The sequence below is a fragment of the Micromonospora sp. NPDC023869 genome (genome assembly GCF_055559695.1).
This window is the reverse complement of sequence record NZ_JBVHKD010000018.1, coordinates 76,460-101,591: the sequence shown is the minus strand read 5'-3', so window position 1 is coordinate 101,591 and position 25,132 is coordinate 76,460. Positions and strand designations below refer to the sequence as shown.

Genomic DNA, 25,132 nt, shown 5'->3' with positions numbered 1-25,132 from the left:
ACCTCCAGTTCCTCTACCAAGGCCGCTCACCCAACTCCGGCGGCGACTACGGCCTCCTGCCCTACCGCCCCGGACTACTCACCCTGCAACGCTGATCACCCTGCAACGCTGAGCCACCACCACGCACCCGACGGGCCTACGACCGGCCCGTCGGGTGCACGGCTGCCGGCGCGATCAGGGTCAGGTCAGAACGTCAGCACGACGTGCGCGACGCCGAAATAGATGATCAGTCCGGTGGCGTCGACGAGCGTGGTCACCATCGGCGCGGAGACGACCGCCGGGTCGATACGGAGCCGCTTGGCCAGCACCGGCATGGTGGCGCCGACGGTGGCGGCCCAGGCGCAGATGATCACCAGCGAGACGCCGACGACCAGGGCGATCTCACCGCCGACCACGACCACGCCGACGACCAGGCCGACCGCTGCCAGCAACGCGCCGAGCAGCAGACCGACCCGGGACTCCCGCCAGATCACCGCCGGCAGGTCCGAGCCGCGCAACTCGCCCAGCGCGAGAGCGCGTACGGCGGAGGTGGTGGCCTGTGCACCCGCGTTCCCGCCGGTGCCCACGAGCAGCGGGATGAACAGGGCCAGCGCGGTCACCTGCGACAGCGTGGCCTCGAACGCCTGGAGCACGTTGACGGTGAGCACCGAGGCGACGATGAGCAGCAGCAACCAGGGCGCCCGGGAGCGGGCCAACCGCCATACGCTCACCGCCATGTAGTGACCGGGCCAGGGCGCGGTACCGGCCTGACGGGCCACGTCCTCGGTGTCCGCCGCCTCGATGATCTCCATCGCGTCGTCGATGGTGAGCAGGCCGACGAGTCGGTCCTCGCTGTCCACCACCGGCAGGGCGATGGTGTTGGTCTCCCGCATCAGGCGGGCGGCCTCCTCGGCGGGGTCGGTGGCGCGGGCCCGGAAGACGTGGGTGTCGACCAGATCGGCTACCGGCACGTCGGCGGCGCTCAGCACCAGGTCCCGCAACTCCACCACGCCGACCAGGCGGCGGCCCGGGTCGACCACCGGCAACACGTACACGGTCTCTGCCTCGGCGCCCTTGCGCCGCACCACGTCGAGCGCCTGGGCGGCAGTCACCTGCCGGGGCAGCGCGACCGCCTCCGGCGTCATGATCTGCCCGACCGAGCCGGGCGGATAGCCGAGCAGCTCGGCGGTCATCTGTCGCTCGCGCGGCGACAGCCCGGCCAGGACGCGCCGGGCGACCTTGGCCGGCGCCTCGGTGAGCATGCGGGCCCGGTCGTCCGGGTCCATCTCCTCGACCAACTCGTGGAACGCCTGGTCGCGCAGCCCCACCAGGATGCGCTGCTGGTCCACCGGGTCCAGTTCCTCGAAGACGGCGAGTGCCGGGTCCTTGTCGAGCAGCCGGAACGGCACCCCGGCGGCGACCGCGTCGAGTCGGGCGAGTTCGTCGGCGATCTCGTACGGCGGTCTGCTGTCCAACCACCCACGGATCATCTCGAGGTCGTTGCGGTCGACGAGCTGCTGCAACGTCCCGGTCATCCGATCACCTCCGCAGGTGGCGCTGGTCGGTGCAAAGTTCCGTAGCTACCCGGCACGCATGCCGGGTACGCCGACAATCCGCCCGGCGTGGCCCAGGCCATACCGATCGGCGGCCGGATGTGCGGCCTCGGCGTGGAAAGACGTCGGCGTTCGTGTTCGCCCCGGTGGGCGATCGCTGTCGGTGACGTGGGATGACGCCCTCGGTGATCTCCACCACGGTCGCGCCCCGGCCGGTGTCGCCCACCTCGTGTGGAGCGGGCGGGGTGCCGTCATGCCGACGCGCCGCGCGCCGACGCCTGGCGGCCGGGGTCGGCCTGTCCTAACCTTGGCGGTACGAGGGGAGTACTTCCCACGAACCATACCGGTCAGTACGGCGCACCCCGGGTGTGCCTCGGGTGGTTGCCCACGAACGGTGGGTGAAGGAGACCTCGAACATGCACGGTGTTCGAGGAAGGCCCATGCCCGAATTGTCTTACTCAGCCGGTGAACTTCACTCCGTGGGCACGCCGTTGCTCTGGACGGTAACCATCGTCGGGGTGCTGGCCCTGCTGGTGCTCGACTTCGCGGTCACCCATCGCCCGCACCGGGTGTCGCTCAAGGAAGCGTTGGGCTGGTCGGCCTTCTACATCGCGCTGCCGCTGATCTTCGGTGCCTGGGTGTGGTCCGAGTTCGGCTCCGAGCAGGGCGTCCACTTCCTCACCGGCTATCTGGTCGAGAAGTCGCTGTCGGTGGACAACCTCTTCGTCTTCATGCTGCTGCTGGCGGCGTTCGCGGTGCCGACCGAGTTGGCGCAGCGGGTGCTGCTGTTCGGCATCGCCGGGGCGCTGGTGCTGCGGAGCGTCTTCATCGCGTTGGGCGCGGCGGCGTTGCAGACGCTGGACTTCGCGTTCCTGATCTTCGCGTTGATCCTGTTGTTCACCGCCGCGAAGCTGCTGCGGGACGCGTTCACCGGGCACGAGCAGTCGGTCGACATCGGCAACATGCGCTCGGTGCGACTGCTGCGCAAGTTCATGCCCGTAGTGCGCGAGTACCACGGCACCAAGATGACCGTGCGGGTCGACGGCCGCCGCGCTCTCACTCCGCTGGCGCTGGTGGTGGTGGCCGTCTTCGCCACGGATGCGGTCTTCGCGGTGGACTCGGTGCCGGCGGTCTACGGCATCACCGAGGATCCCTACCTGGTCTTCGCCACCAACGCCTTCGCGCTGCTGGGCCTGCGGGCGCTCTACTTCGTGCTGCACGCCGCACTCAGCCGCCTGGTCCACCTCAGCTACGGCCTGGCCGTGATCCTGGCCTTCATCGGCGTCAAGCTCGGCCTGCACTGGGCGCACGGCGTCTGGGAGGGTGTGCCGGAGATCCCGACGCTGGCGTCCCTGCTGGTCATCATCGGTGTGCTGACGGTCGTGACGATCACCAGCCTGCGCGCCACCCGCAACGTGGTGCCGGGCTCCAAGGAGGTCGTCACCGAACGGCAGTGAGCTGCCGCCCTCAGCCGGTCCGCCACGGCCGGAACGCATGCCCCGACGGCATGCGTTCCAGATCCTCGGGTCCGCCCGTGTCGATCAGCGGACGGACTTGCGCAGGTAGAGGGTGCGGGCCCAGGCGTAGCCGACGACGATCATGACGGCGCACCAGACGAGGGCCAGCCAGGCGTCCCGCCCCGGATCCGCCCCGGCGAGCAACGCGCGAGTGGTCTCGATGAAGGCCGTGAACGGTTGCCAGTCGGCGAACCATCGCACCCCCGCCGGCATGGAGTCGGTGGGGACGAAGCCGCTGCCGAGGAAGGGCAGCAAGGTGAAGATCATCGGGGTGTTGCTCGCGGTCTCCACCGTGCTCGCGCTCATCCCCATGGCGATGGCCACCCAGGAGACCGCGAAGCAGACCAGGGCGAGGAACGCGGTGAGGACGAGCCAGTCCAGGGGACCGGCGGTCGGCCGCAGGCCCATCAGCACGGCGACGCCGAGGACCACGGCGAGGCAGAGGACGCCCTGCACGGTGTTGCCGAGCACGTGTCCGGTGAGTACGGCGGCGCGCGAGATCGCCATGGACCGGAACCGGGCGACGATGCCTTCGGTCATGTCCTGGGCGATGCCGATGGAGGCCCCGGAGGCGATGCCGGCGACCCCGATGAGCAGGATGCCGGGTACGACGTAGGCGAGGTAGGTCCGGGTCGCGCCGCCGGTCCCGCCGGCCGGTAGGCCGGCGCCGAGGGTGTTGCCGAGGACGTAGACGAACAACAGCAGCAGGACGACCGGGATGCCGATGACGAACCCGGTGAGCCCGGGATAGCGGATCATGTGCAGCAGGTTGCGGTGGAGCATGGTCACCGAGTCGGCGACGGTGGTCCTGGTGCTCATCGGTGCTCCCTCGTCGAGGCGGCCGGAGTCGTGGTCAGTGCGAAGAACACGTCATCGAGGCTGGGGGCGCGCACGCTGACGTTCCCGGAGCGGACGTCGTCGATGTCGGCCAGAGCCCGGCGGAGACCGTCGGCAGTGCCGTCGGTGGGGATCTCCCGGACGACCTTGCCGTCCGGCCCGTGCACCACGAGGACCTCGGTGCCGACGCGGGACTTGAGCTCGGCCGGGGAGCCCTCGCCGACCATCCGGCCGCCGTGCAGGACGGCGACCCGATCGGCGACCCGGTCGGCCTCTTCGAGGTACTGGGTGGTGAGCAGGATGGTCACCCCGTCGGCGAGCAGTTCACGGACGATCTCCCACATGGTCTGCCGGCTGCGCGGGTCGAGCCCGGTCGTCGGCTCGTCGAGGAAGATCACCTTTGGGCTGCCGACCAGGGTCATCGCCAGGTCCAGCCGTCGCTTCATGCCTCCCGAGTAGGTGTGCAGAGGCTTCCGGGCGGCCTCGACGAGATCGAACCGGGCCAGCAACTCGTCCACGCGACGGCGGCCGGCGCGAGCGCCCAGGTGCCGCAGTCTCGCCATCAGCCGGAGGTTCTCCTCCCCGGTCAGCAGCCCGTCCACGGCGGCGAACTGGCCGGTCAGCCCGATCGCCGCGCGTACGCCGTCGGGGTCGCCTACCAGGTCGTGTCCGGCGACGGTGACCGTCCCGGCGTCCGGGGCGACGAGGGTCGAGAGGATGTGCACGGTGGTGGTCTTGCCGGCACCGTTCGGACCCAGCAGGGCGAACACGGTGCCGGCCTCGACGGTGAGGTCGATGCCGTCCAGGACGGTCCGGTCGCCGTAGGTCTTACGGAGCCCGACGGCGGTGATGGCGCTGCTCATGCGGTGGCCTCCCGTTCCGGTGAGTCGGTGGCGCGGCGGATGACGACGTCGGCGTAGTCGGCACGCAGGCGCAACTCCACGTGCCGTCCGGTGTTCGCGGCGTCGGCGTCAGGGGTGAGTTCGTTGCGTACGCGGCCGTGCGCGGAGAAGGCGTCGATCCAGGCGGCGAGCCCGGCCGGTACGCCGACCTCCACGTCCGCGTGTCCGTTCTCGATCCGGATGCTTCCGCCGCTCACCTCGCGGATCCGGACCGGGCCGTGGGCACTGCGCGCGGTCACGTCGCCGAGGGCACGGCCGATGGTCAGCGCACCGGAGGTGGCCACGGTGACCGATCCGCCGGTGGTGCCGAGCTCGATCGGGCCGTGCGAGCCGCGCAGCCGGACCTCGCCCCCGACTCGCCGGACGTTCACCAGTCCGTGGCCGACCGTGCCGTCGAGTCGGCCGGTGACCTGGGCGACGTCGATGGTGCCGTGCGGGGATTCGAGCACGAGGTCGTCGACGGTGTCGGCGTTGACGTTGCCGTACTTCGCGATGACGCGGGAGTCGCCGAACCTGCCGCGCAGGGTGACCGATCCGTAGGCGTTCTCGACCGCCACCCGTGATCCGGTGGGCAGCTCGCACCGGACGTCCACCGAGTCGCTCTGACCGAAGAGGTTGAGCCGGCGCGGCACGGTGATCCGGAGCCGGCCACCGTCGAACGAGACCGTGGCGTCCCGGGCCAGCGAGACGTCGCCGGATCGGCCGGGCCGGCTGGGTACGACCTCGACGGTGACGTCGTCTCGGTCCGAGGCGATCAGTTCGACCAGACCGACGCCGAGTGTGGCGTCCAGGTCGATCGGGCCGGTGGTGTCGTAGGTGGGCATGGTGCTACCTCCACAGGGCGCGCCGGATCGGTCCCGCCGACGGCGGGACGACAGGAAGAGTGGGTGCGGCGGGGCTTAGCGGGCCCAACCGGTGAAGCGTGAGCCACCTCGCGTGTCGCGTTTCGCGGCACGGCGGGTCTTCGGTTCGAGCGCGGTGCCGATCGCCCGGACGAGCCAGGAGTTGACCGAGAGCCCTTCCTCGGCCGCGGCCTGCTCGACGCGGGCCTTCAGCCGGTCGGGCAGTCGGAGCGTGGTGCGGGACGTGACGGTGTCGTCGAGCGGATCCGGTGTGGGAGCGGGCGGATCCTCCGGGGCCGGGGTGTGCTCCTCCGCCGAGCCGGGCGGAGGAGTCACGACCAGGTGCGGATCGCGTCCCCGGAACACCACGTCGACCGAGCCCGGAGCGATCTCCCTGGTGATCTCGCTCGCCGCGTCGCTGAGCACTTCGAGCACCATCAACCGGGTCGCGGCATCGAGCGTGAGACTGAGCCGTTCGGCAACGGCTCGTGTCTCGGGATCGCCGGTCTCCGCCGTTGCCGCGAGCTGTGCGCGCAGCTCCGTGACGTATCGCTCCAGGTTCATGACACCACCATAGCGCCAGAGTGGTGTCAGGCCAAGCCTAATTGACACCACATGACACCACGCGGAACCACTGGTGGGGCATGTGGGTCGAAGGGGTACCTGAAAACGGTCAAAAGCCCCATTATTGCCTCTATGCTCCGCCCCGAGAGGGGTGGAGATGACACGGACAGGGGAACGAGCCGGGACGATCCTGACGGGCCGGTTCCGCGATGACGTCGAAGGGCTGCGCGGTCTCGCGCTCGTGCTGGTGCTGGTCGGGCATGCCGGAGTGGCAGCGCTGCCGGGATTCTTCGTCGCCGTCGACGTCTTCTTCGTGATCTCCGGCTTCCTGATCACCGGCCTGCTCGTCGACGAGATGCGCCGGACCGGCCGAATCTCCATCACCGCGTTCTACGTCCGGCGCGCCAAGCGACTGTTGCCCGCCGCCAGCGTCGTCGTCGTGGCGAGCATGCTGCTCACGTACCTCTTCCTGCCGCCGATCCGGTGGTCCGAGACCGCTCGGGACGCCCTGGCCAGCGCGGCCTACGCGATGAACTGGCGGCTGGTCGAGCAGTCGACCGACTACCTGCGGTCGGAGGAGGCGCCGAGCATCCTCCAGCACTTCTGGTCGCTCGCTGTCGAGGAGCAGTTCTATCTGGTCTGGCCGCTGCTCCTGCTGACCGCCGTGGCGCTCGGTCGCCGACGGGCGCAGTCGGTCGAGGCGCGATCGCCGGTGGACGTCCGTGGTCGGCACCGCCGACGGTTCTTCGTCGACCGGACGTCCGCGCCGGTGCTCGTCGCGATCGCCCTGGTCGGCCTACCGTCGCTCGCCTGGTCGGTGCACCTGAGCCAGACCGAGCCGGCGCGGGCGTACCTCGTCACCACCACCCGGATGTGGGAACTGGCGTTGGGCGGTGCGCTGGCGATCCTGAGCGGCCACCTCTCCCGGCTGCCCCGACCGGCCGCGGTCACGCTCGGCTGGGCGGGCATGGCCATGATCGCCGTCGGCGCGGTGCTGATCGGGCCGGATGCGGCCTATCCGGGACACCTCGCGCTGCTGCCCACCCTCGGTGCGGTGGCGATCATCGCGGCCGGTCCCGGGGCCGGGCGGTACGGGCCCGCGCTGCTGCTGGAGAGGCGGTCGATGCGGGCGGTCGGAGTCGTCTCGTACTCCTGGTATCTCTGGCACTGGCCGTTGCTGGTCGTCGCCGAGGCGCGCTGGGGCCCGTTGGGGACCGGCGCCGGCCTGGCGATGATCCTCTGCTCTGCGGTCCCGGCGGTGCTGACCCACTACCTGGTGGAGAACCCGTTCCGGTACGCGCAGTTCTCCCCGGCCCGCACCCTGCGGATGGGACTGGTCGCCACCAGCCTGACCGTCCTGGCCGGTGTCGGCCTGAGCCTCGCGGTACGGCCACCGGCCGCACCGGGCCCCACGCAGCTCGCCGGTGCCGGCCTGGCGTCGCCCGGCGGCGATCCGGCGCTGGTGGACCGGTTCGCCCGGATCACGCCCGACCCGCTCCACGCCCGCGACGACCTGCCCGACGTCTATCGGGACGACTGCATCACGCAGGCGCAGGAGTCGAGCCTGCGCACCTGCGTCTACGGCGACCGTGACTCGCTGGTGGAGGTCGCGCTTGCCGGCGACTCGCACGCGGCGCACTGGGTGCCGGCGTTGCAGCAGGTCGCGACGGAACGTGGCTGGCGGCTGGTCACCTACATCAAGACCGCCTGTTCGCTCATGACCGCCCCGACGGTCGTCGGCGGACGGGTCGACGAGAGCTGTACGGAATGGAACCGCGAACTGCGGACGGCGCTCACCGGCGAGCGACGACCTCGGCTGCTGATCGCCTCCAGCGTGACCCAGATCCCGCTGGTGGATGGCGCTACTCCGGCACCCGGCCCGTCGACGGCCGACGCGCAGACGGAGGCGCTCGCCCGGACCTGGTCCGAGTTGACCGGGGCGGGGGTGCCGCTGGTGGTCATCCGAGCCACTCCGGCGTTCCGGGTGGACATGGCCGAGTGCGTCTCCGCCAACCGGGAACGGCTCAGCGCCTGCGCCCAGCCGCGCCAGCCCGCGCTCGTCTGGGGCGTACCGCAGGAGCGGGCGGCGGCCGCCGTGGCGCAGGTGCATCTGGCCGACCTCAACGACGCGATCTGTCCGGGCGAGCGCTGTCCCGCAGTGGTCGACGGGGTGCTCGTCTATCGGGACGCGCACCATCTGACCGCGACGTACGCGCGCCGTCTCGCGCCCCGACTTGACGACTTCCTGCTCCGGCACACCGCGCGGCACCTGTCGTGAGACGGCATGGCGGATTCAGCCTTCCGGGTTACTTGGGGCATTTCGACCTACTTGTCCGTATCGGCGGTGTGATGCTGACCCGCGTACGAGAAGTCGAACGTCGCGGGCGGTCCTGAACCTGGTCGGCACCCGGCCGGGTGCAACAGGACGACCCTCCGATCTCGCCGTCTCCTCGTGACCCGAGGAGACGACACGAGCCGGCCGATTCCGGACAGCATCCGGGTACGCGCCGCAGAGGTCGCCACGCCGCGTTCGGGGCTCCGCCCAGAGGTGACCCGCGCCTGCGCCGGTTCATCGGCCCGGGTCGGTGCACTGTGGACGGTTGTCGACGGTCTGCTCGGACATCTGCCCAGCGGCGGTCGTGGTGCGAGTCGGCCACGGCCGCCGCTGGCGGCCGTCGTGGGGTCCGCTGCCGCCTGGCCATCCCGTGCAGAGTGGACAAATCGCCAAAGTCGTGATGAATGCCGTAAAAATGTCGATACTGCATGGGTCACTTGCGGCGGTCGGCACGACGACTCGACCTCCGTTCGGATCTGATCCGCAAAGGAGTCGTCACGTGCAGGCGTGGTTCAACGAAGGGCGCTCGCCGACGCTGCAGGACAGATACTCGGCCCGGCACAACGCGTTCGGCGCGCTGCGCCTGGCGATGGCGTGCGGCGTGATCATCGCCCATGCCGGGCCGATCGGATTCGGTGTGGGCAATCTCGGGACGGGCCTCTTCGCGGGCCAGAGCGACATCGGCACGATCTCCCTCTACGGCTTCTTCCTGATCTCCGGGTTCCTCATCACCGACAGCGCGTTGCGCTCGTCCCTGCCGCAGTACATCCGCGCCCGCCTGCTGCGGGTGTTTCCCGGCCTGTGGGTCTGCCTGCTGGTCACGGCCTTCGTCATCGCGCCGCTGGTGGCCCTCTACGAGAATGGCAACCTCGACGGCTTCTGGGGACACCCGGAGGGACCGTTCGACTACGTCACCACGAACGTCCTCGCGTCGATGGAGCAGTTTCCGATCTCCGGCCTGCTGGCCGACACGCCGTACGGGCGGCTCGGCGGCGGTCCGAGCGCGTTCGACGGTTCGCTCTGGACCCTCCGGTACGACCTGGCCTTCTACGGCGTGGTGGCCCTGCTGATGATGACCGCAGTGCTACGCCGGTCGCCGCGTGCCGTCCTGCTGTTGACGGTCGTCTGCTACGCGCTGGTCCTGTGGGACTTCCTCAACGCGCCGACCATCACCTCACGCCCGCCGCAGCACGGCGCGATCGGGCCGTTCCCGCTGCTCGGTGCCTTCGCCGCCGACTGGACGCTGATGCTCGGCTTCCTGTTCCTGCTCGGCACGGCCGCCCGTCTGTACGCGCACCGCATCCCGGTCAACGGCGTGTGGGCGCTGGTGGCCGGTGTCGTGCTGACCGGCTCGATGCTCAAGGGGGGCTTCTTCGCGGTCGGCCTGCCGGCCTTCGCCTACCTGGTGCTGTACGCCGCAGTGGCGCTGCCGAAGCGACTGTCCAGGGTCAGCCGACGGCACGACTACACCTACGGCCTCTACATCTACGGCTTCCCGGTGCAGCAGGTCCTCGCCCTGGTGGGTGGTGCCGAGTTCGGGATGTTCGGCTACATCGTGCTGAGCCTGCTCGGCACCCTGGTGTTCGCCGTACCCTCCTGGCACCTGGTGGAACGTCCCGCCCTGCGATTCAAGACCGAGAGCGTGCGGGCCCGCAGGCGCGTCGACCGCGACGCGGAGACCCGGCAGACGGTGCCGGTCTCGTGAACCTTGGTAGGGCCTCGGCCACGTAGGCGGCAACGAGAAACGGTGGTCCTCGGACCACCGTTTCCCGTGTGCGGGGTCAAGCTATCGGTGCGCGGCGAGTCGACGGCCCTCCAGGACGGTGGCGAGCACGTACGCACCACCACCGGCGACGGCGAGGACCCAGAACGGGCCCGGCGTACCGAGGAAGAGCGCCGCCGTGCCCACCAACGCGAGCCAGCTCCCGAGCAGATAGTGCAGCAGGTTACGGCGGGCGGCTCCCTCGGCCAGGTAGATCAGCCCGACCACGAACGCCGAGCCGGTGGGCCAGAGGACGGTCGGCAACTCGGGCCGGTCGAAGGCGCTGGTCAGACCGGTGATGGCGAGGAACAGCGCGGTGAAACCGACGACCCAGGCGGCACCGAGCAGCCTGCCGGTGAGGGCCTCGGGACCGGTGACACCTCGCTGGGCCCGGGCGGCGGCCACGGTGGCGGCGACCGAGCCGCCCACCAGACCGGTGGCGAGCAGGGCCATCGGTAACCAGCCGGGTAGTTCGACCAGCGGGTCGCTGCCGGACGACACGGCGGCGGCACCGTGCCCGAGCAGGTAGGCGAGGGCGAAGCCGGCGTACGCGAGGCGGTTGTCGACCTGACCGGGGACGCTGCGGCTGCGGCTGTCGAGGACGACGGTGGGCGCGATGGTGAGAGTGGACATGGTGAACCTCCGGTGTCGTCGTCAGGCAGCGGCGAGGGGGGCAGCGGCGCTCTTGCTCGGTGCGTCACGCAGCAACGCGATCGCCTCGCGCAGCCCCTCGTCGATCGGCTGGGGGCGCAGGCCGAACGCGGCGGTGGCGGCTGAGGAGTCGAGCACGAACGGCCGCGTGAACTGGTACGCCGTGGTCCGGAACTCGCGCAGCATCGGGGCGAACAGGCCGGCGGCCCGGAAGACCGGCGCGGGAACGCTGGTGAGCCTCGGCGCGGGCACTCCGGCCAGCTCGGTGAAGCGGGTGGCGAGCTGCCGGATCGTCATCGGCGCCGCACTCGGCACGTGCCAGGGACGGTTCCAGGCCCGCTCGTCGGTGGCGGCGGTGACCAGCATGGCCGCCACGTCGTTGATCGAGGTCCAGGTGTGCGGTACGTCGAGCGGGGCGGGGACGACGGCGCGCCGTCCGGCGAGCAGGGGTTGACCGAGGAAGAGGGTGAGGATCGACTGTGCCTGGAGGTAGTCGCTGGCGCGTACCTCGGTGACCGCGCGGAGGCGACCGGAACGCTGGGCGGCGAGGGCGTCGCGCCACATGTCGGCGCGCATCCGCAGCTTGGGGTGCGTGGCGGCGAGCGGGGTCTGCTCGGTCATCGGCCCGCTGACCTCGCCGTACCCGTAGAGGCAGCCGGCGATCACCAGCGGCGCGCCGGACCGCTCGGCGGCGGTGAGCAGCGCGTCGGCCATCGGCGGCCAGTCGGTGAGCCAGCGGTGGTAGGCGGGATTGAGGCAGTTGTAGACGGCGGTGACGCCCTGCGCGAGCTCGCTGAGCCGGTCGGCGTCGGTGGCGTCGGCGACGATTCGCTCGACCCGGGCGTGGATCGGGCCCCGCCCGGACCGGCTGACGATCCGGACCTGCTCACCACGCGTGGCGAGCAGTCGCGCGGTGGTCGAGCCGACCATGCCGGCGCCGACGATCAGGTGAACGGCCATCGAAGTCTCCCCTCGTTTGAGAGCAGTGCTCTCTGTTGAGACCAATGCTCATGCACGAGGGCGCCTTTCGTCAAGAGCAGTGCTCTCGAATGTGTGCGACACTCTCCGGTATGCCTGCCGCTGCCATCCGGGCCAGGGCCCGAGCCGAGATGATCAACGAGATCAAGGCGATCGCCCGCCGCCACCTCGCCGCGGAGGGGGCGAACCTGTCGCTGCGTGCCGTCGCCCGGGACATGGGGATGGTCTCCTCGGCGATCTACCGCTACTTCCCGAGCCGGGACGAGCTGCTCACCGCGCTGATCCTGGACGGCTACCAGGCCCTCGGTGACGCGGCCGAGGCGGCCGACGCCGAGGTCACCGACCGCACCGACCTGCGCGGCCGGTGGCTCGCCGTGTCTCACGCGGTACGCCGCTGGGCGCTGGCCCACCCGGCCGAGTACGCCCTGCTGTTCGGTAGTCCGGTGCCCGGGTACGCCGCACCGCAGGAGACCACCGTGGCGGCGTCCCGGACCCCGACCACCCTGATCCGGATCCTGCTCGACGGCTTCGCCACCGGCGTCCTGGCCGATCCCGGCCCGGACGATCTGCCCGGTCCGGTGCACGCCGACCTCGCCGCCGTGCGGGATCACCTCTTCCCCGGACTGCCCGAGACCCTGCTGGCCCGAGGCTCCGTCGGCTGGATCCACTGCTTCGGCACCGTCAGCTTCGAACTCTTCGGCCAGCTCGACGGCCTGATCACCGCACGGGACGAGTACTTCGACCACCAGATGCGCCGGATGGCCGACCTGATCGGCCTGCCCTGACGCGACTGTGGACGGGACGGTACGGGCGGCGGATGTCATCTAGCATCAGCTTTCCCGCCTTGTCGTACTGCGGGATCGGCTTCCACTCACGGGAGTTCCTGGATTGTTCTCATCTCGCATCGGGGCCGCCTCCGGCCCCGGATCGTCCTCGCGTGCCCGCGTCCTGGCCCGGGCCGCCGTCGCGTCGGCACTGGTGCCGGCGCTGCTGCTCGGTGCCGGCGCGCCTGCGGTCGCGGCGACCAACACGCTGACCGTCACCACGCTGGACCGCAACGGCAAGAAGGTCACCGTCACCACGACCGTGGTCAACCTCGCCACCAACGAGCGCCGTTCGGTCAAGTCCAACAAGGCCAAGAAGCTGCCGAAGGGCACCTACGCGGTGCTCGCCTCGATCCGCACCGGGGAGACCTCGACCCTCGGTGCCCGCACGGTCAAGGTCTCCGGCGCCAGCAAGACCACGGTGGACGCCCGCAAGGGCAAGCGGGTCTCGCTCGGCCTCAGCCCGGCGATCGACACGGCCGGGCGGGAGATCCTGACCAACGGGCAGATCTGCACCCGCTCCGCGTCCGCGACCTACTCGGTCGACGGGTGGGACCCCGGCGGTGGGCTGTACGTCGTCCCGAACTCCTCGAAACGGCTGGCCTTCGCCGCGATGCGGTCCTGGGTCGACCACGCCGGAGCGTCCCCTGACTACGCGGTCATGTACACCACGACCAGTGTCCCGAGCACCCCGACCCGGACCTTCAAGCAGTCCTCGCTCGCCACGGTGGACGTGGAGACCCGACGCGGCCCGTCGGCGGGGAACTACAGCAGCCTGGGGGTGCAGCCGATCGACCGTTCCTGCGGCAGCAACATGTACGCCGGCCTGGTCAGCACCGATCAGCCGTACCGGACGAAGATCCGCCTCTCGGCGGGCAAGTGGGACGTCGGGGTACACGCCTACACCGAAGCCAAGGACGGATCGGCACCGGTCGTCGGGCACTACTTCGTCCCTCGTACGGTCAGCGCGGGCAAGTCGTACACGCTGCGGTTCTTCCGGTCCGCCTGGGGACCGTCCACCCGGCTGCCGCAGGTCAACTACGGCTGGCTGTCGTACGTGCTGAACGACATGTTCGCCGACCCCGGCTTCCCCCGGGACAGCGTCGAGGGCGGCGACAAGGCGACGGCGACGCTGAAGTTCGGTGGCAAGACGGTCAAGACCAAGAAGGACAGGGGCTGGGAGTCGGAAATGACCAGCCTGGAGTACAAGGTCAAGAAGAGTGGCTGGTACACGCTCACCAACGACGCGAGCCGGTACTACCCGGAGATCACCTTCCCGGCCGGGATGCTGTCGCCGAAGACCAGCGTCACGTACCGGTTCAAGGCGAAGCCGAACACCTCGGTGACCGCGCCCGTGTACGCGCTCACCATGCTGCCCGCCGGCCTCGACCTGCACAACCGGGCCAAGGCCGGCGGCAGCACGAACGTCCAGTTGAAGCTGAGCCGGCCCAAGGCCGGTCCGGACGCCAAGCTGGGCAAGAACCCGAAGGTGAAGACGGTCACCGCCAAGGCGTCCTTCGACGGCGGCAAGACCTGGCGTTCGGTGTCGGTCAAGAAGATCAACGGCGTGTGGACCGCCCAGGTGGGCAACCCGACGTCCGGCGCGGTCTCGTTGCGGGCGCGGGTCACCGACACCGTCGGCGGCTACACCGACGTGACGATCATCCGGGCGTACGCGATCGGCTGATCCGGCCACCGTCACGACGACGACGGGCCCCCTTCCCGCCCGGGGAAGGGGGCCCGCTCGGTGACCGGATGCGCCCGGTCACCTGTGGTGCTGCCTACCAGTACTTCGGCAGCTCGTAGAAGTCGTCACCGTTCAGGTTGTCGACCGACCGGTCCGCCATCCGCTCGGCGATGCCGAAGATGCCGGCCTCGACGGCCTTGGTCAGCTGACCCTTCTGCTTCTGGCCCCAGGCGTGGGACTGGCCGCGTACCTCGAACAGGACGCTCGCGCTGCCGATGAGGGCGAACGCCGACCGGGCCTGCCCGGCGTAGTCACGGTCGAAGCTGTAGCCGTCCGCGACCTGGTAGTGGACGTACTGGCTGACCCCACCGAAGAACGGCGAGCCGGTGCCGGAGCCGTTGCCCGCGTGCTGCATCATGCCGAGCGCAGCGGCCAGCGTGTGCCGGCGGGAGGCGTCCTGGTCGAGCAGCGGCCAGTCGGCGTACCTCGGGTTGCCGGCGGCCTCCGAGCCGAGCGGCGGGAAGTCCAGCGCCACCGTGACGTACTGGTCGGTCCCGATGTTCTCGTTGCACGGGCCCATGTGGTGTAGGTCCACGTAGGCGTGGACCTTGCCGAACTCGTCGCGCAGGTTGACGTAGAGGTCACGCAGTGCCCGGGACTCGTTGGTCAGGTACATGCCGGGCAGCGTCTCGTTGGACGGCCGCGTCGCGGGCGAGGGCTCGGCGGTCAGGTCCGCGCTGAAGTCCCGGTTGACGTCGAAGCCCTGCGCACCGTTGCTGTAGTAGTACGGCGCGTTGGTGCCGGCCAACTGCGGGAACTTCTCGACCACCTCGTTCCACGGGAAGTCGTTCTGCCGACGGTTCAGCTCCGCACCGTCGGGGTTGAACTTCGGAACGGCGACGATGGTCAGGTTGTCCCGGATCGCCTTGGCCTGCGGGCTCCCGCTGGACCCGAGGGTCTTGAGCATCTGCAGCAGCGCCTCGGTGCCGGTCTTCTCGTTGCCGTGGATCTCGCTCGTGATCAGCAGTACGCGGTCACCGGTGCCGACGCGGGCGGTGTAGATGTCCCGGCCCCGGTGGGACTGGCCGATGACGTCCACGGCGACCCGGCCGTTGCTGGTCGCCTCGATCTGGGCGAGCTGCTTGCCGAGTTGTGCGTAGTCGGTCCACCCGGAGGCGGATCGGTTGCCGGGAAGATTGCCGCAGTTCGCGTTCACGTTCTCCGCTGACGAGGACGGCGCAAACAGGGTTACGGCACACATTGTTGCGACAGTTGTCGACACCAAAAGGCGACGGTGCATCAGACCTCCTACATCTGTATGAATTCGGCTGCGCGGTGCGTCGATCCGGGTGTTTTTCGGGCGGCTCCCACCTCATTTTCGCTGTCCTCTGCGGCCACGTATCGCCTGCTGGCAGGCGTTCGGTGGCGTGAATCCGTCGATCGGATGAGGCAAAACTAAAGGCGTTGGTTAATGTGCATCGGTGTCGACCAGCGTGTTTGAGGAAACTTTGAGGTTCGCGGTGGTCGATCGAGCTGCGGCGGCTGTCGCCGGCACTATTCAAAATCGGTCCACCGTGCAATGGTGGCGCTGAGTTCTCGGCTGCCCGGTGTTAACGTCCAGGGGTGGATTCGACACGTGCCGGGTCCGGCTCGCCGGTCGCCGGGCTGGTGCTCGCGGCCGGCGCGGGCCGCCGGTACGGGCGGCCCAAGGCGCTGGTGGAGGTGAACGGCCGGCTGCTCGTGGAACGTGCGGTGGCCACCCTGGCGGCCGGTGGCTGCGATTCGGTGACCGTGGTGCTCGGTGCCGACGCGGAGTCGGTCGCCGCCCGCGCCGATCTGGCCGCAGCAACGGTGGCCGTCAATCCGGAGTGGGCCGGCGGGATGGGGTCGTCCCTGCGCGCCGGTCTCGCCGCGCTGGCGCCTACCTCGGCGGTGGCCGCGCTGGTGCTCCTGGTCGACATGCCGGGCGTCACCCCCGAGGCGGTGCGCCGGCTCGTCGGTCTCGCCGCCCCGCAGGTGCTCGCGATGGCGGGCTACCACACCGGTCGCGGTCACCCGGTCCTGCTCGGCCGGGCGCACTGGGCGGGTGTCGCCGCCTCGGCTGTCGGTGACGTGGGCGCCCGTCCCTACCTGCGCGAACGTGCCGAGCAGATCCGGGTCGTACCGGTCGCCGACGTGGCCGACGGCGGTGACATCGACACCGAGGCCGACCGGGCCAGGTTCCTCGCCGCCGGGGAGGCGGCGAGCGCCTGACGTGTCTGCGGGTGCCGGTCTCAGCGAGCGGTGAGGATCACCGGCCCGTCCTCGGTGATCGCGATGGTGTGCTCCCAGTGCGCGGCCCGGCTGCCGTCGGCGGACCGCAGCGTCCAGCCGTCCCGGTCCACCCGGTACCTGTCGTCACCACCGGCGAGGAACATCGGTTCGAGCGCGAGGACCAGCCCCGGCCTGAGCCGCAGACCCCGGCCGGGCTTGCCCTCGTTGGGCACGAACGGGTCCTCGTGCATGGCGCGGCCGATCCCGTGGCCGCCGTGGTTCTCCATCAGGCCGAATCCCCGCGACCGGCCGATGGTGCCGATGGCGTGGGCGATGTCGCCCATCCGGGCGCCGGGCGTGGCGGCGGCGATGCCGGCGTGCAGGGCGCGGCGGGTCTCGTCGACCAGCGTCTGGTCGTCCGGGTCGGCGGCGCCGACGATGAAGGTCACCGCCGAGTCGCCGTGCAGCCCGTCGATGTACGCGCCGCAGTCGACGCTCAGCACGTCCCCCTCGGCGAGCCGGTACGACGTGGGGATGCCGTGCACCACGGCGTCGTTGACCGAGGTGCAGATGACCGCCGGGTAGGGGCTGGGTGCCGACCGGGGGTGGTAGTGCAGGAAAGAGGGCTTCGCGCCGGACTCGCTGATCACCGTGGCGGCGATCTCGTCCAACTCCCGCAGGGACGTGCCGACCGTGGCCGCCGTCTGGGTCGCGGCGAGCGCCGTCGCCACCACCCGCCCGGCCTCGCGCATCACGGCGATCTCGTCCGGCGTCTTCAACTCGACCATCTCTACCTCTTCGTCGTTCGTGCCGGCGGGGCGGTGTGCACTCCGGCCCTGGTATTTTAATACCAGGATTACTATAGGCCCATGGTGCGTACCCCGATGACCGAGGACGAGCGGGCGCGCGGCCTGGCGTTGGGGCGCCTGCTCCAGCAGGCGCGCGGCGGTCGGAGTGCCGCCGCCGTCGCCCTCCAGGCCGGCATCTCGCTGGACACGCTGCGCAAGATCGAACGCGGGGCGATCGCCTCGCCCGCCTACTTCACCGTCGCCGCCCTGGCCCGGGTGCTCGGGCTCTCGCTGGACGACCTGGCGACCCGGCTCGCCGAGCCGACCCCGTCCACCGGGCGACTCGCCTCCTGACCGCTCGGCCGCCGCGGTAACTCGCTGGGACACCCGGGGGCAGGTCGGCATGATGGTGCTGACCGGCCAGGAGGTGAGGGGTGCGGATCCCGATCGACGCCCTGGGTGACGCCCGCGCCGTGCTCCTGGTCGAGGGGGCCAGCGACCAGGCGGCGGTGCAGGCGCTCGCCCTCCGGCGCGGTCGGGACCTGGCCGCCGAGGGCGTACGAGTGCTGCCGATGGGTGGTATCACCAACATCGGGCACCACCTGGTCCTGCTCGGCCCGCAGGGGCGCGGCCTACCGCTGGCCGGGCTCTACGACGTTGCCGAGGAGGGCTTCGTCCAGCGCGGGCTCGACCGGGCCGGGATCGCCACCGCCGCCTCCACCGCCCGGATCGCCGAACTCGGGTTCCACGTCTGCGTACGGGATCTGGAGGACGAGTTGATCCGGGCCGTCGGCACCGACGGGGTGCAGGAGTTCCTGGACGCGGTCGGGGACCTGCGTTCCTTCCGGCTGTTCCAGCGACAGCCGGCGCAGCAGGGACGGGAGTTGACCGCCCAACTGCACCGGTTCGTCGGCACCCGGTCCGGCCGCAAGGAGGCGTACGCCCGGCTCATGGTGCAGGCGCTCGACCTCGACCGGATGCCACGCCCGCTGGACGCGGTGCTCGACTCGGTCTCCGCTCACCACATGGGCAGCATCGAGCCGGACAACCGGCCGCCGGGCCGGTAGGCCACGCACATCACGTCTCGATCACCGGCCGCCCAGGTCTCCTCGGTCGGCAGGACCGGATAGAAGCGCAGGTCCCGGTCCTGCCCGTCGGGCCAGGTGCGGGTGAACAGGTCCCGGCAGGCACTCCAGGCGAACTCGCCCAACGCGGCCGGCGCCCAGTCCGCGTCGTCGTCGGCGTGCACGAACCCGTACGTCTGGTTGTCCGCCGTCAGCGCGCACGGCCGGTAACGGACGACCGCCCCGCCGGCCTCCGGCAGGTGCACCGGATCGTCGAAGCACTCGCCACCCTCGATGTCGAGGACGCCCGGCGTCTGCGCGCTGATGAAGTGTTCGTCCTTGACCACCACGGCGGCCGGGGCGGAACTGCCGACCAGGGCCCCGAGCAGGACCGCAGTGCAGAGCAGGGCGCCGCCGGCACGCAGTCGACGGCCGGTGCGGTCGGGGTGGGGCGGCGGGGCGGTGTGCTGATCGGTCATAACGCCGCCGAGCGTACGAAGAAGACCTGAACGCAGGCGGTACGTCGGTGTCGACCGGATGACCGACAGGCCAACAGTTGCTGGTCAGGGCGGGATCACGGGCGACTGTTCACTCGCTCGAAAGGATCTTGTTGCCGTCCGGTCGGGCACGACTGCGCGAATGACGACGGCGCGTGCCGGCAGGTGATCGACCACCGGTGCCGCCGTCCGCCTCCTCATTGAAGGGTGACCAGAGTCTTGACCGACCAGAAGGCTCCCTGGCGCATCGGTGCGCGCCGGACCAAGATCGTGGCGATCGGTGCCGCTGCCCTGATCGTCGGTGGTGTGGCGATCAGCCCCGCCGCCTTCGGCGACGCCCCGCCGGCCAAGCATCCCGCCGCCGAGATCCATAAGCCCTCGCCCGTACCCGACCGCATCATCCTGACGCCGACCACCACACCGTCCACCTCACAGCGCGTCACTTGGCGGGCCGAGGCGCCGGCCGAGTGGGCCCGCGCCGAGATCCTCGAAGCACCCCGCGCCCTGGGTGACGTCGTACCGCCCACCGGCGCGGTGACCCGCCTCTCCGCGCTGTCCAGCACGGCGGTCAACACCTCGCTCGGGTACGCCTCGACCTACCACACCGTCGAGTTCACCGGCCTCACGCCGAACACCCGGTACACCTACCGGGTCGGCGACGGCAGCAACTGGAGCGAGTGGATCGACTTCACCACCGCCGCCGCCGACTTCGCGCCGTTCTCGTTCATCTACTACGGCGACGCCCAGAACTACATCGACTCGGCCGTGCCCCGGGTCTTCCGGCAGGCGTTCGCCGACCGGCCGAAGGCCAAGGCGATCGTCAACGCCGGTGACCTCATCGACCACGCCAACAGCGAGGAGCAGTGGGGCCAGTGGTACAAGGCCAGCGGCTTCATCGACGGCCAGATCAACAACATCTCGGTCCCGGGTAACCACGAGTACAGCGGCGGCCTGTCGCAGTTCTGGCGACCGCAGTTCCCGTACCCGGACAACGGGCCGGGCAACCCGGAGCTCAAGCAGACCGTCTACTCCCTCGACTACCAGGGCGTGCGCTTCATCGCCCTGGACTCCAACCACCAGAGCAACGCCACCCTGATGGCCGCGCAGACCGCCTGGCTGGAGGGGGTTCTCAAGGACAACCCGAACAAGTGGACGGTGGTGACCTTCCACCACCCCGTCTACTCGACCACCGGCAGCCGCAACAACGCCCAGGTCCGCAACCAGTGGGGTCCGCTGTTCGAGAAGTACGGCGTCGACCTGGTGCTCCAGGGCCACGACCACTCGTACGGCCGGGGCAACGTGGCCACGAACCGCCGCTCCGCCGCCGTGCACGACGGCACGGTCTACGCGGTGTCCGTCTCCGGCGGCAAGATGTACCAGCTCAACAACGGGCAGAACTGGACCGGCAACGGTGCCGAGGTGACCAGCACCAGCCAGAACACCCAGCTCTACCAGCTCATCGATGTCGAGCAGGGCACGCTGCGCTACGAGTCGCGCTATGCCAACGGGCAGCACCACGACGGGTTCCTGATCCGCAAGAACGACCAGGGTGACCGGACCGTCAACGAGCTACGTACCCCGCAGAACACGGTCGGCCAGCAGGTCTCGGTCGACAAGACCACGGTCGACGTGAAGGGCACGGTCGCCGTCTCCGCGTACGGCTACGACCCGGCCGAGAAGGTCGCCGTCCACCTGCGCCCGGCCGGCAGCACCGGTGACACCGGCCGGGACGAGGACCGCATCGCCACCGTGACCGCCGACGAGCTGGGCCGGATCAGCTACCCGCTGACCGTGCCGGCCAGCGCCAACGCGGGCAGCGCGTACGAGGTGTTTCTGACCAGCAAGAACCAGAAGATCACCAGCCCGGCCATCGCGGTGACCGGTTGGAAGGTCGACGTGCAGGCCCGCGCCCACTGCGTCGGCACCACCGCGCACGTCTCGGTCACCGCCCGCAACACCGACGCCGGTCCGCTGGACGTCGAGCTGGTGACGCCGTACGGCTCGCGGAAGGTCTCCGACGTCGCCCCCGGCAAGTCCGCCAGCCAGGCGTTCACCAGCCGGGCCAGGTCCGTACCGGCCGGCACCGCCACGGTGAAGGTCACCGGAACGGTCGGCGGCGACCCGGTCACGATGCGGGTCGAGGTGCCGTTCGACGCGGCGAGCTGCGACTAGTTCCCCTGCGGTGGCGGCGTCCTCCCCGGCGTCGCCACCGTCTCCCGCCTGGACGAAACCGTCCGGCGAAGCCATCAGTTCCGCAACAGATCGACGGAGTAACGGATGAACACATGGAATCGTGAGCGGCTGCTCGCGGCGGTCGCCGCCGGCACGCTGCTGGCCGGGTCGGTGGCGCTCGCGTCACCGGCGCTGGCCGAGCCCGGCACCAGCGGCGACGTGTCGGTGACGGTCGACATCGAGGAGATCGTCGAGCCGGGCGTGCTGGCCATGTCGATCGCGGGCGACTCGGTGGCGTTGACCGAGGACGGGTCGACGCTGCTGGTGCGTCAGTTCGTCGGTGGTCTGCCGACGGTGACGGTGACCGACACCCGGACCGCCGACGAGGTGCCCTCGGGCGCGGCGTGGGCGGTGCTGGGCAGCGCCACGGACTTCACCGGGGCCGATGGTCAGGAGCCGATCGGTGCCGGGCACCTGGGCTGGAAGCCGCGGCTGGTCGACGGTGGGGACACCGGCCTGGTCAGCGAGGGCGAAGAGGTCGTGACCGTCCTGGACGAGCCGACGCAGCCGGGCAACAACGTCGGCCTCACCGACCAGGAGCTGCTGGTCTCGACGTTCGACTCCGGAGCCGTCGCTGGTGGGGCGTACTCGGTCGACGCGGACCTGTTCCTGCGCACGCCGGCGGATGTCGCCGCCGGTGCGTACACCTCGACGTTGACCCTGTCCCTGTTCGAATGACCGCCGTGGGCCGTGGGGGACGCGCGGTCGGACCCCCACGGCCCGGCGCGTTCCGGAGAGAACCATGAATCACCGCAACATCACGGGCGCGCTGCTCGCCGGCACGGCGGCCCTGGCCGTCACCACCGGTGGCGGCGTGCCCGCCGCCGCCCATCCCTTCGGGCCGCCCACGACGGCCCAGGTCGCCGTGGACGGTTCCCGGGTCGACCTGTCCTGGCAACCCGCCGAGGACGACTGGGTCGCGCTCGGCCAGTCGCTCGGCGCGTTCGAGGACCCCAGCACCGGCCCGGTCGCCACCCAGGTGACCGGCGAGCAGAAGCTCCGCGACTCCACCGCCGTCCAGGACTACCTGCGCGAGCGGATCACCGTCAGCCAGCAGGGCCGACCCTGCCGTGGGGAACTCCAGCCGCTGGACGCCCTGCTCGCCCAGGGAGCCCGGCTGCGCTTCGAGTGTCCGGCCCCGATCACCGCGCTCGACATCACGGTGACCGCGCTCACCGACCTCAACCAGGCGTACCGCACGGTGCTGCGCGCAGAGTCGGCGACACCGGCCGAGGCACTGTTCACCGGCGCGGTCGGCACCCACCGCGTCGACTTCACCCGCTCGGGCGGCGGATCCGCCCCGGCCGCCGCGCTGGCCGTCGGCGTGGTCGCCGCCGGTGGGCTCGGTGCGCTGCTCGTTGCCCTGACCCGACGACGTAACCGGAGTACGGCATGAACGACCTCAACGGGCTCGACGAGCGCCTGATCGCCCTGTTCGACAACGCGGCCCTGTTCTGGGTCGCCCTGGTCGTGGCGGTCGGTGTCGGCGCCGCGCACGCGGTGGCACCCGGACACGGCAAGAGCATCACCGCCGCGTACCTGGTCGGTACGCACGGCCGCTACCGGGACGCGCTTCGGCTCGGCGTCATCGTCGCGGTGATGCACACCTTCTCCGTCCTGGTGCTGGCGCTGGTCTGGACCGGGTTGAGCGGCGTGGCCGACCTCGGCACCAGGACGATCACCGCCGTGCTCCAGGTGGTGGCCGGGATCGTGGTGATCGGTGTCGGCGCGCACCTGATCCGACGTCACCTCACCAAGCGGGGCCACCACCATCACCACCACCACGGCGACGACGGCCACCACCATCACCACGACGTCCCGGTCGACCCGTGGTCCCGGCGCGGGCTGATCGCGCTCGGGCTCTCCGGTGGGCTGCTGCCCTCGCCGTCGGCCTTCCTGATCCTGGTCAGCGGCCTGCTGACCGGCCGCTCCGTGGGCGCGGTGGTGATCGTGCTCGGGTTCGGCGTCGGGATGGCGCTGACCCTCACCGGCGTCGGCGTACTCACCATCCGGGGGCAGGCGCTGCTCGCGGGGCGAGCCGGCCGAGGTGCGCTGGTGGCCGGTTTGGCGGCCTGGATGCCGGCGATCGCCGGTGCGGCGGTCTGCCTCGGCGGATGCCTCTACGTGGCCGCAGCCGTCTCGGCCCTCGCCGCCTGAGCGTCTGTCTCGGTCTTCGCCGTTCGTCTCGGCGTTAGCCGCCTGACCGTCCGTCGAAACAGGACTGACGGGACGGGTGCGTGCGATTACCGTCGGCCGGGTGACCCGACACCTGCTCGTGCCCGGACGAGGAACGCCGCGACCCGAGCACTGGATGAACTGGCTCGCCGGCCGGCACCCGGACTACCGATGGGCACCCGAGCCGCCCGGCCCGCCGCTGGTCCTGCGGGACCGGGTGGCGGCGCTGCACGAGGCCGTGCACGCCTCGACCGAGCCGGCCGTGCTCGTCGCGCACAGCGCCGGATGCGTCAGCACCGTCGTGTGGGCGGCCGGGCACCCCGGACCGATCGTCGGCGCGCTGCTGGTCACCCCGCCGGTCATCGACGGGTACGAGCCGGACGAGCCGGGGGACCTGCCCTGGATCGTGCCCCGCACCCCGTTGCCGTTCCCGACCGTCCTGGTCGCCAGCCGGACCGACCCGTACACCACCTTCGCCCAGTTCACCGAGTACGCCGAGGACTGGGGCGCGGAACTGGTCGACGCGGGTGAGGTCGGACACCTCGACAGTGCGGCCGGGTTCGGCCCCTGGCCCGAAGGGGAGCGGCTGATCGCCCGCCTCGGCTGAGCGGGGCTGCGCGTCCATCGCACCCGGTCGATAATGCGGTGGTGGTGAGAATGGGCTGGGTGTTGGTTGCCGCGCTACTGTCGACGGTGACGGCCTGCGACGGGACGACGAGTCCGAGCCCGTCGGGCGCCCCGTCGGGGCAGGTCGGCACCACGGCGACCCCGACGGATTTCGCCGCTCCGCCGCTGCGGCTGCCCACCGTGGCACCCGGGGACGCCTGCCCGGTCACCGAGCCACAGCCCTGGCCCCACCCCGACCAGGCCAGCCGGGTGCTCGGCCCCGGGCCGCTCTATCCGGTCGCCGACTACTTCCGGAACGGCGTACTGGAGTTGCGCGCCATGGACCGGCAACAGGACGGCACGTACACGAAGAAGGTCCGCTGGATCGGCTCCGGCTATGCCGGGCCGGTGCTGGTGCGGGCGGCCCGGATCGACGGGCCGGGCCCGGCCGGTGCGGAGTTCTCCTACCTCGGAGATCCGCGCGACGGCGGACACCACGCCCTGCTGGTCCGTCCGGAGAACGACCTGCCCGCGACCACCATGGTCGGTGGGCCGGGGTGCTACGCGTACCAGGTCGACGGCACCACGTTCAGCGTCACGGTGGTGTTCCGCGCCGCCCTGGAGAAGACCTCCGACCCGTCGTCCTGACCGGGTGCGTCACCGCTGCTCGGTGGCGACCAGATAGGTGTGCAGGGCCTGGCGGGAGCGGGTAAGCGCGTCGATCCGCTCGTCCAGACCGCGAAGGCGCGTGCGCAGCGCGTCCAGCAACTCGGGACAGGGTTCGAGGTCAGGACCCTCGCCGGTGGCGCAGGGCAGCAGGTAGGCGATGTCGTCGGTGGACAGCCCGGCGGCGAGCAGCCGCCTGATCTGGGTCACGGTGGTGACCGCCTCGTCGGCGTACTCCCGGTAGCCGTTGTGGCCCCGGGCCGGCTCCAGCAGTCCCTGACTCTCGTAGTAGCGCAGTTGGTGCGGGTTGACTCCGGTGCGCCGACTGAGTTCCCCGATCAGCACGCCGAATCTCCTTGACCTTGATATCGATGTGAAGGTCGACGATACCCACCTGGATCGGATTCCACTGCGAAGGAG

25 protein-coding genes are annotated in these 25,132 nt (G+C 70.6%); 14 read left to right on the top strand and 11 right to left on the bottom strand.

Annotation, left to right across the window (positions count from 1 at the left end):
• Positions 1-185 precede the first annotated feature (185 nt).
• Positions 186-1,514, bottom strand: a complete 1,329-nt coding sequence (gene mgtE / locus ACZ31C_RS31050) for a magnesium transporter (RefSeq protein WP_396748958.1) — start codon at positions 1,512-1,514, stop codon at positions 186-188.
• A gap of 458 nt (positions 1,515-1,972) precedes the next feature.
• On the opposite strand from mgtE, the gene ACZ31C_RS31045 reads away from it, so the two are divergent.
• A complete protein-coding gene (locus tag ACZ31C_RS31045) occupies positions 1,973-2,989 on the top strand; it encodes a TerC/Alx family metal homeostasis membrane protein (RefSeq protein ID WP_465798317.1) in 1,017 nt (338 codons plus the stop codon).
• An 84-nt stretch (positions 2,990-3,073) separates the two neighbouring features.
• On the opposite strand, the gene ACZ31C_RS31040 is transcribed toward ACZ31C_RS31045, so the two are convergent.
• From ACZ31C_RS31040 to ACZ31C_RS31025, 4 genes are all read right to left on the bottom strand, one after another.
• Positions 3,074-3,868: an ABC transporter permease gene (locus tag ACZ31C_RS31040; protein WP_465798316.1), complete on the bottom strand. Its 795-nt coding sequence runs from the start codon at positions 3,866-3,868 to the stop codon at positions 3,074-3,076.
• Positions 3,865-4,749, bottom strand: a complete 885-nt coding sequence (locus ACZ31C_RS31035) for an ABC transporter ATP-binding protein (protein ID WP_465798315.1) — start codon at positions 4,747-4,749, stop codon at positions 3,865-3,867. The genes ACZ31C_RS31040 and ACZ31C_RS31035 overlap by 4 nt, the downstream gene beginning before the upstream one ends.
• Complete coding sequence (locus ACZ31C_RS31030; protein WP_465798314.1) at positions 4,746-5,612, bottom strand: DUF4097 family beta strand repeat-containing protein; 867 nt, start codon at positions 5,610-5,612, stop codon at positions 4,746-4,748. The genes ACZ31C_RS31035 and ACZ31C_RS31030 overlap by 4 nt, the downstream gene beginning before the upstream one ends.
• Before the next feature lie 75 nt (positions 5,613-5,687).
• The gene (locus tag ACZ31C_RS31025) at positions 5,688-6,194 is read right to left on the bottom strand and encodes a toxin-antitoxin system HicB family antitoxin (protein ID WP_465798313.1); all 507 of its coding nucleotides are present in this window, start codon (positions 6,192-6,194) and stop codon (positions 5,688-5,690) included.
• Between the two features lie 157 nt (positions 6,195-6,351).
• On the opposite strand from ACZ31C_RS31025, the gene ACZ31C_RS31020 reads away from it, so the two are divergent.
• Both ACZ31C_RS31020 and ACZ31C_RS31015 read left to right on the top strand, forming a co-directional pair.
• Complete coding sequence (locus ACZ31C_RS31020; protein WP_465798312.1) at positions 6,352-8,472, top strand: acyltransferase family protein; 2,121 nt, start codon at positions 6,352-6,354, stop codon at positions 8,470-8,472.
• Positions 8,473-9,028: 556 nt separating this feature from the next.
• Positions 9,029-10,234 carry an acyltransferase family protein gene (locus tag ACZ31C_RS31015; RefSeq protein ID WP_465798311.1) on the top strand — a complete coding sequence of 402 codons (1,206 nt, stop codon included), beginning with the start codon at positions 9,029-9,031 and terminating at the stop codon, positions 10,232-10,234.
• An 81-nt stretch (positions 10,235-10,315) separates the two neighbouring features.
• Here ACZ31C_RS31015 and ACZ31C_RS31010 read toward each other — a convergent pair whose 3' ends face one another.
• Complete coding sequence (locus ACZ31C_RS31010) at positions 10,316-10,924, bottom strand: ABC transporter permease (RefSeq protein ID WP_465798310.1); 609 nt, start codon at positions 10,922-10,924, stop codon at positions 10,316-10,318.
• Positions 10,925-10,945: 21 nt separating this feature from the next.
• Positions 10,946-11,902 (bottom strand): NAD-dependent epimerase/dehydratase family protein, encoded by a 957-nt coding sequence (locus ACZ31C_RS31005; protein ID WP_465798309.1) that lies wholly within the window; start codon positions 11,900-11,902, stop codon positions 10,946-10,948.
• Positions 11,903-12,012: 110 nt separating this feature from the next.
• On the opposite strand from ACZ31C_RS31005, the gene ACZ31C_RS31000 reads away from it, so the two are divergent.
• Positions 12,013-12,705, top strand: coding sequence for a TetR/AcrR family transcriptional regulator (locus ACZ31C_RS31000; protein ID WP_465798308.1), 693 nt, complete (start codon positions 12,013-12,015; stop codon positions 12,703-12,705).
• Positions 12,706-12,808: 103 nt separating this feature from the next.
• A complete protein-coding gene (locus tag ACZ31C_RS30995) occupies positions 12,809-14,431 on the top strand; it encodes a hypothetical protein (protein ID WP_465798307.1) in 1,623 nt (540 codons plus the stop codon).
• Between the two features lie 94 nt (positions 14,432-14,525).
• On the opposite strand, the gene ACZ31C_RS30990 is transcribed toward ACZ31C_RS30995, so the two are convergent.
• Complete coding sequence (locus tag ACZ31C_RS30990) at positions 14,526-15,647, bottom strand: M14 family zinc carboxypeptidase (protein WP_465798306.1); 1,122 nt, start codon at positions 15,645-15,647, stop codon at positions 14,526-14,528.
• A gap of 407 nt (positions 15,648-16,054) precedes the next feature.
• Here ACZ31C_RS30990 and ACZ31C_RS30985 point away from each other — a divergent pair, with 407 nt between their 5' ends.
• Positions 16,055-16,684, top strand: a complete 630-nt coding sequence (locus ACZ31C_RS30985) for a nucleotidyltransferase family protein (protein WP_465798305.1) — start codon at positions 16,055-16,057, stop codon at positions 16,682-16,684.
• A 20-nt stretch (positions 16,685-16,704) separates the two neighbouring features.
• Here the strand turns inward: ACZ31C_RS30985 and map are convergent, their stop codons facing one another.
• On the bottom strand, positions 16,705-17,472 hold the full coding sequence (gene map / locus ACZ31C_RS30980) for a type I methionyl aminopeptidase (protein WP_465798304.1): 768 nt from the start codon (positions 17,470-17,472) through the stop codon (positions 16,705-16,707).
• A gap of 81 nt (positions 17,473-17,553) precedes the next feature.
• On the opposite strand from map, the gene ACZ31C_RS30975 reads away from it, so the two are divergent.
• Complete coding sequence (locus ACZ31C_RS30975) at positions 17,554-17,826, top strand: helix-turn-helix domain-containing protein (protein ID WP_350699075.1); 273 nt, start codon at positions 17,554-17,556, stop codon at positions 17,824-17,826.
• 80 nt (positions 17,827-17,906) lie between these two features.
• Positions 17,907-18,539, top strand: a complete 633-nt coding sequence (locus tag ACZ31C_RS30970; RefSeq protein ID WP_465798303.1) for a TOPRIM nucleotidyl transferase/hydrolase domain-containing protein — start codon at positions 17,907-17,909, stop codon at positions 18,537-18,539.
• Here ACZ31C_RS30970 and ACZ31C_RS30965 read toward each other — a convergent pair.
• A complete protein-coding gene (locus ACZ31C_RS30965; protein ID WP_465798302.1) occupies positions 18,491-19,015 on the bottom strand; it encodes a hypothetical protein in 525 nt (174 codons plus the stop codon). The genes ACZ31C_RS30970 and ACZ31C_RS30965 overlap by 49 nt on opposite strands.
• A gap of 225 nt (positions 19,016-19,240) precedes the next feature.
• Between ACZ31C_RS30965 and ACZ31C_RS30960 the strand changes: the two genes are divergently transcribed.
• The 6 genes from ACZ31C_RS30960 to ACZ31C_RS30935 all read left to right on the top strand — a co-directional run bounded on the left by ACZ31C_RS30960 (position 19,241) and on the right by ACZ31C_RS30935 (position 24,694).
• Entirely contained in the window at positions 19,241-21,205 is a 1,965-nt protein-coding gene (locus tag ACZ31C_RS30960; RefSeq protein ID WP_465798301.1) for a purple acid phosphatase family protein, read from the top strand.
• Between the two features lie 105 nt (positions 21,206-21,310).
• Positions 21,311-21,943 carry a hypothetical protein gene (locus tag ACZ31C_RS30955; RefSeq protein WP_465798300.1) on the top strand — a complete coding sequence of 211 codons (633 nt, stop codon included), beginning with the start codon at positions 21,311-21,313 and terminating at the stop codon, positions 21,941-21,943.
• Positions 21,944-22,007: 64 nt separating this feature from the next.
• Positions 22,008-22,661, top strand: a complete 654-nt coding sequence (locus tag ACZ31C_RS30950; RefSeq protein WP_465798299.1) for a hypothetical protein — start codon at positions 22,008-22,010, stop codon at positions 22,659-22,661.
• Positions 22,658-23,422, top strand: a complete 765-nt coding sequence (locus ACZ31C_RS30945) for an urease accessory protein UreH domain-containing protein (RefSeq protein ID WP_465798298.1) — start codon at positions 22,658-22,660, stop codon at positions 23,420-23,422. The genes ACZ31C_RS30950 and ACZ31C_RS30945 overlap by 4 nt, the downstream gene beginning before the upstream one ends.
• A 100-nt stretch (positions 23,423-23,522) precedes the next feature.
• Positions 23,523-24,047 carry an RBBP9/YdeN family alpha/beta hydrolase gene (locus tag ACZ31C_RS30940; protein WP_465798297.1) on the top strand — a complete coding sequence of 175 codons (525 nt, stop codon included), beginning with the start codon at positions 23,523-23,525 and terminating at the stop codon, positions 24,045-24,047.
• Positions 24,048-24,088: 41 nt separating this feature from the next.
• Positions 24,089-24,694 carry a hypothetical protein gene (locus ACZ31C_RS30935; protein WP_465798296.1) on the top strand — a complete coding sequence of 202 codons (606 nt, stop codon included), beginning with the start codon at positions 24,089-24,091 and terminating at the stop codon, positions 24,692-24,694.
• A gap of 9 nt (positions 24,695-24,703) precedes the next feature.
• Here the strand turns inward: ACZ31C_RS30935 and ACZ31C_RS30930 are convergent, their stop codons facing one another.
• Positions 24,704-25,057 (bottom strand): MerR family transcriptional regulator, encoded by a 354-nt coding sequence (locus tag ACZ31C_RS30930; RefSeq protein WP_465798295.1) that lies wholly within the window; start codon positions 25,055-25,057, stop codon positions 24,704-24,706.
• Positions 25,058-25,132: the final 75 nt, after the last annotated feature.

Excerpts from the sequence above, each read along its gene's own strand:
- mgtE (WP_396748958.1), bottom strand. The coding sequence starts at position 1,514 with ATGACCGGGACGTTGCAGCAGCTCGTCGACCGCAACGACCTCGAGATG.
- ACZ31C_RS31045 (WP_465798317.1), top strand. The coding sequence starts at position 1,973 with ATGCCCGAATTGTCTTACTCAGCCGGTGAACTTCACTCCGTGGGCACG.
- ACZ31C_RS31040 (WP_465798316.1), bottom strand. The coding sequence starts at position 3,868 with ATGAGCACCAGGACCACCGTCGCCGACTCGGTGACCATGCTCCACCGC.
- ACZ31C_RS31035 (WP_465798315.1), bottom strand. The coding sequence starts at position 4,749 with ATGAGCAGCGCCATCACCGCCGTCGGGCTCCGTAAGACCTACGGCGAC.
- ACZ31C_RS31030 (WP_465798314.1), bottom strand. The coding sequence starts at position 5,612 with ATGCCCACCTACGACACCACCGGCCCGATCGACCTGGACGCCACACTC.
- ACZ31C_RS31025 (WP_465798313.1), bottom strand. The coding sequence starts at position 6,194 with ATGAACCTGGAGCGATACGTCACGGAGCTGCGCGCACAGCTCGCGGCA.
- ACZ31C_RS31020 (WP_465798312.1), top strand. The coding sequence starts at position 6,352 with ATGACACGGACAGGGGAACGAGCCGGGACGATCCTGACGGGCCGGTTC.
- ACZ31C_RS31010 (WP_465798310.1), bottom strand. The coding sequence starts at position 10,924 with ATGTCCACTCTCACCATCGCGCCCACCGTCGTCCTCGACAGCCGCAGC.
- ACZ31C_RS31005 (WP_465798309.1), bottom strand. The coding sequence starts at position 11,902 with ATGGCCGTTCACCTGATCGTCGGCGCCGGCATGGTCGGCTCGACCACC.
- ACZ31C_RS31000 (WP_465798308.1), top strand. The coding sequence starts at position 12,013 with ATGCCTGCCGCTGCCATCCGGGCCAGGGCCCGAGCCGAGATGATCAAC.
- map (WP_465798304.1), bottom strand. The coding sequence starts at position 17,472 with ATGGTCGAGTTGAAGACGCCGGACGAGATCGCCGTGATGCGCGAGGCC.
- ACZ31C_RS30975 (WP_350699075.1), top strand. The coding sequence starts at position 17,554 with ATGGTGCGTACCCCGATGACCGAGGACGAGCGGGCGCGCGGCCTGGCG.
- ACZ31C_RS30965 (WP_465798302.1), bottom strand. The coding sequence starts at position 19,015 with ATGACCGATCAGCACACCGCCCCGCCGCCCCACCCCGACCGCACCGGC.
- ACZ31C_RS30955 (WP_465798300.1), top strand. The coding sequence starts at position 21,311 with ATGAACACATGGAATCGTGAGCGGCTGCTCGCGGCGGTCGCCGCCGGC.
- ACZ31C_RS30950 (WP_465798299.1), top strand. The coding sequence starts at position 22,008 with ATGAATCACCGCAACATCACGGGCGCGCTGCTCGCCGGCACGGCGGCC.
- ACZ31C_RS30945 (WP_465798298.1), top strand. The coding sequence starts at position 22,658 with ATGAACGACCTCAACGGGCTCGACGAGCGCCTGATCGCCCTGTTCGAC.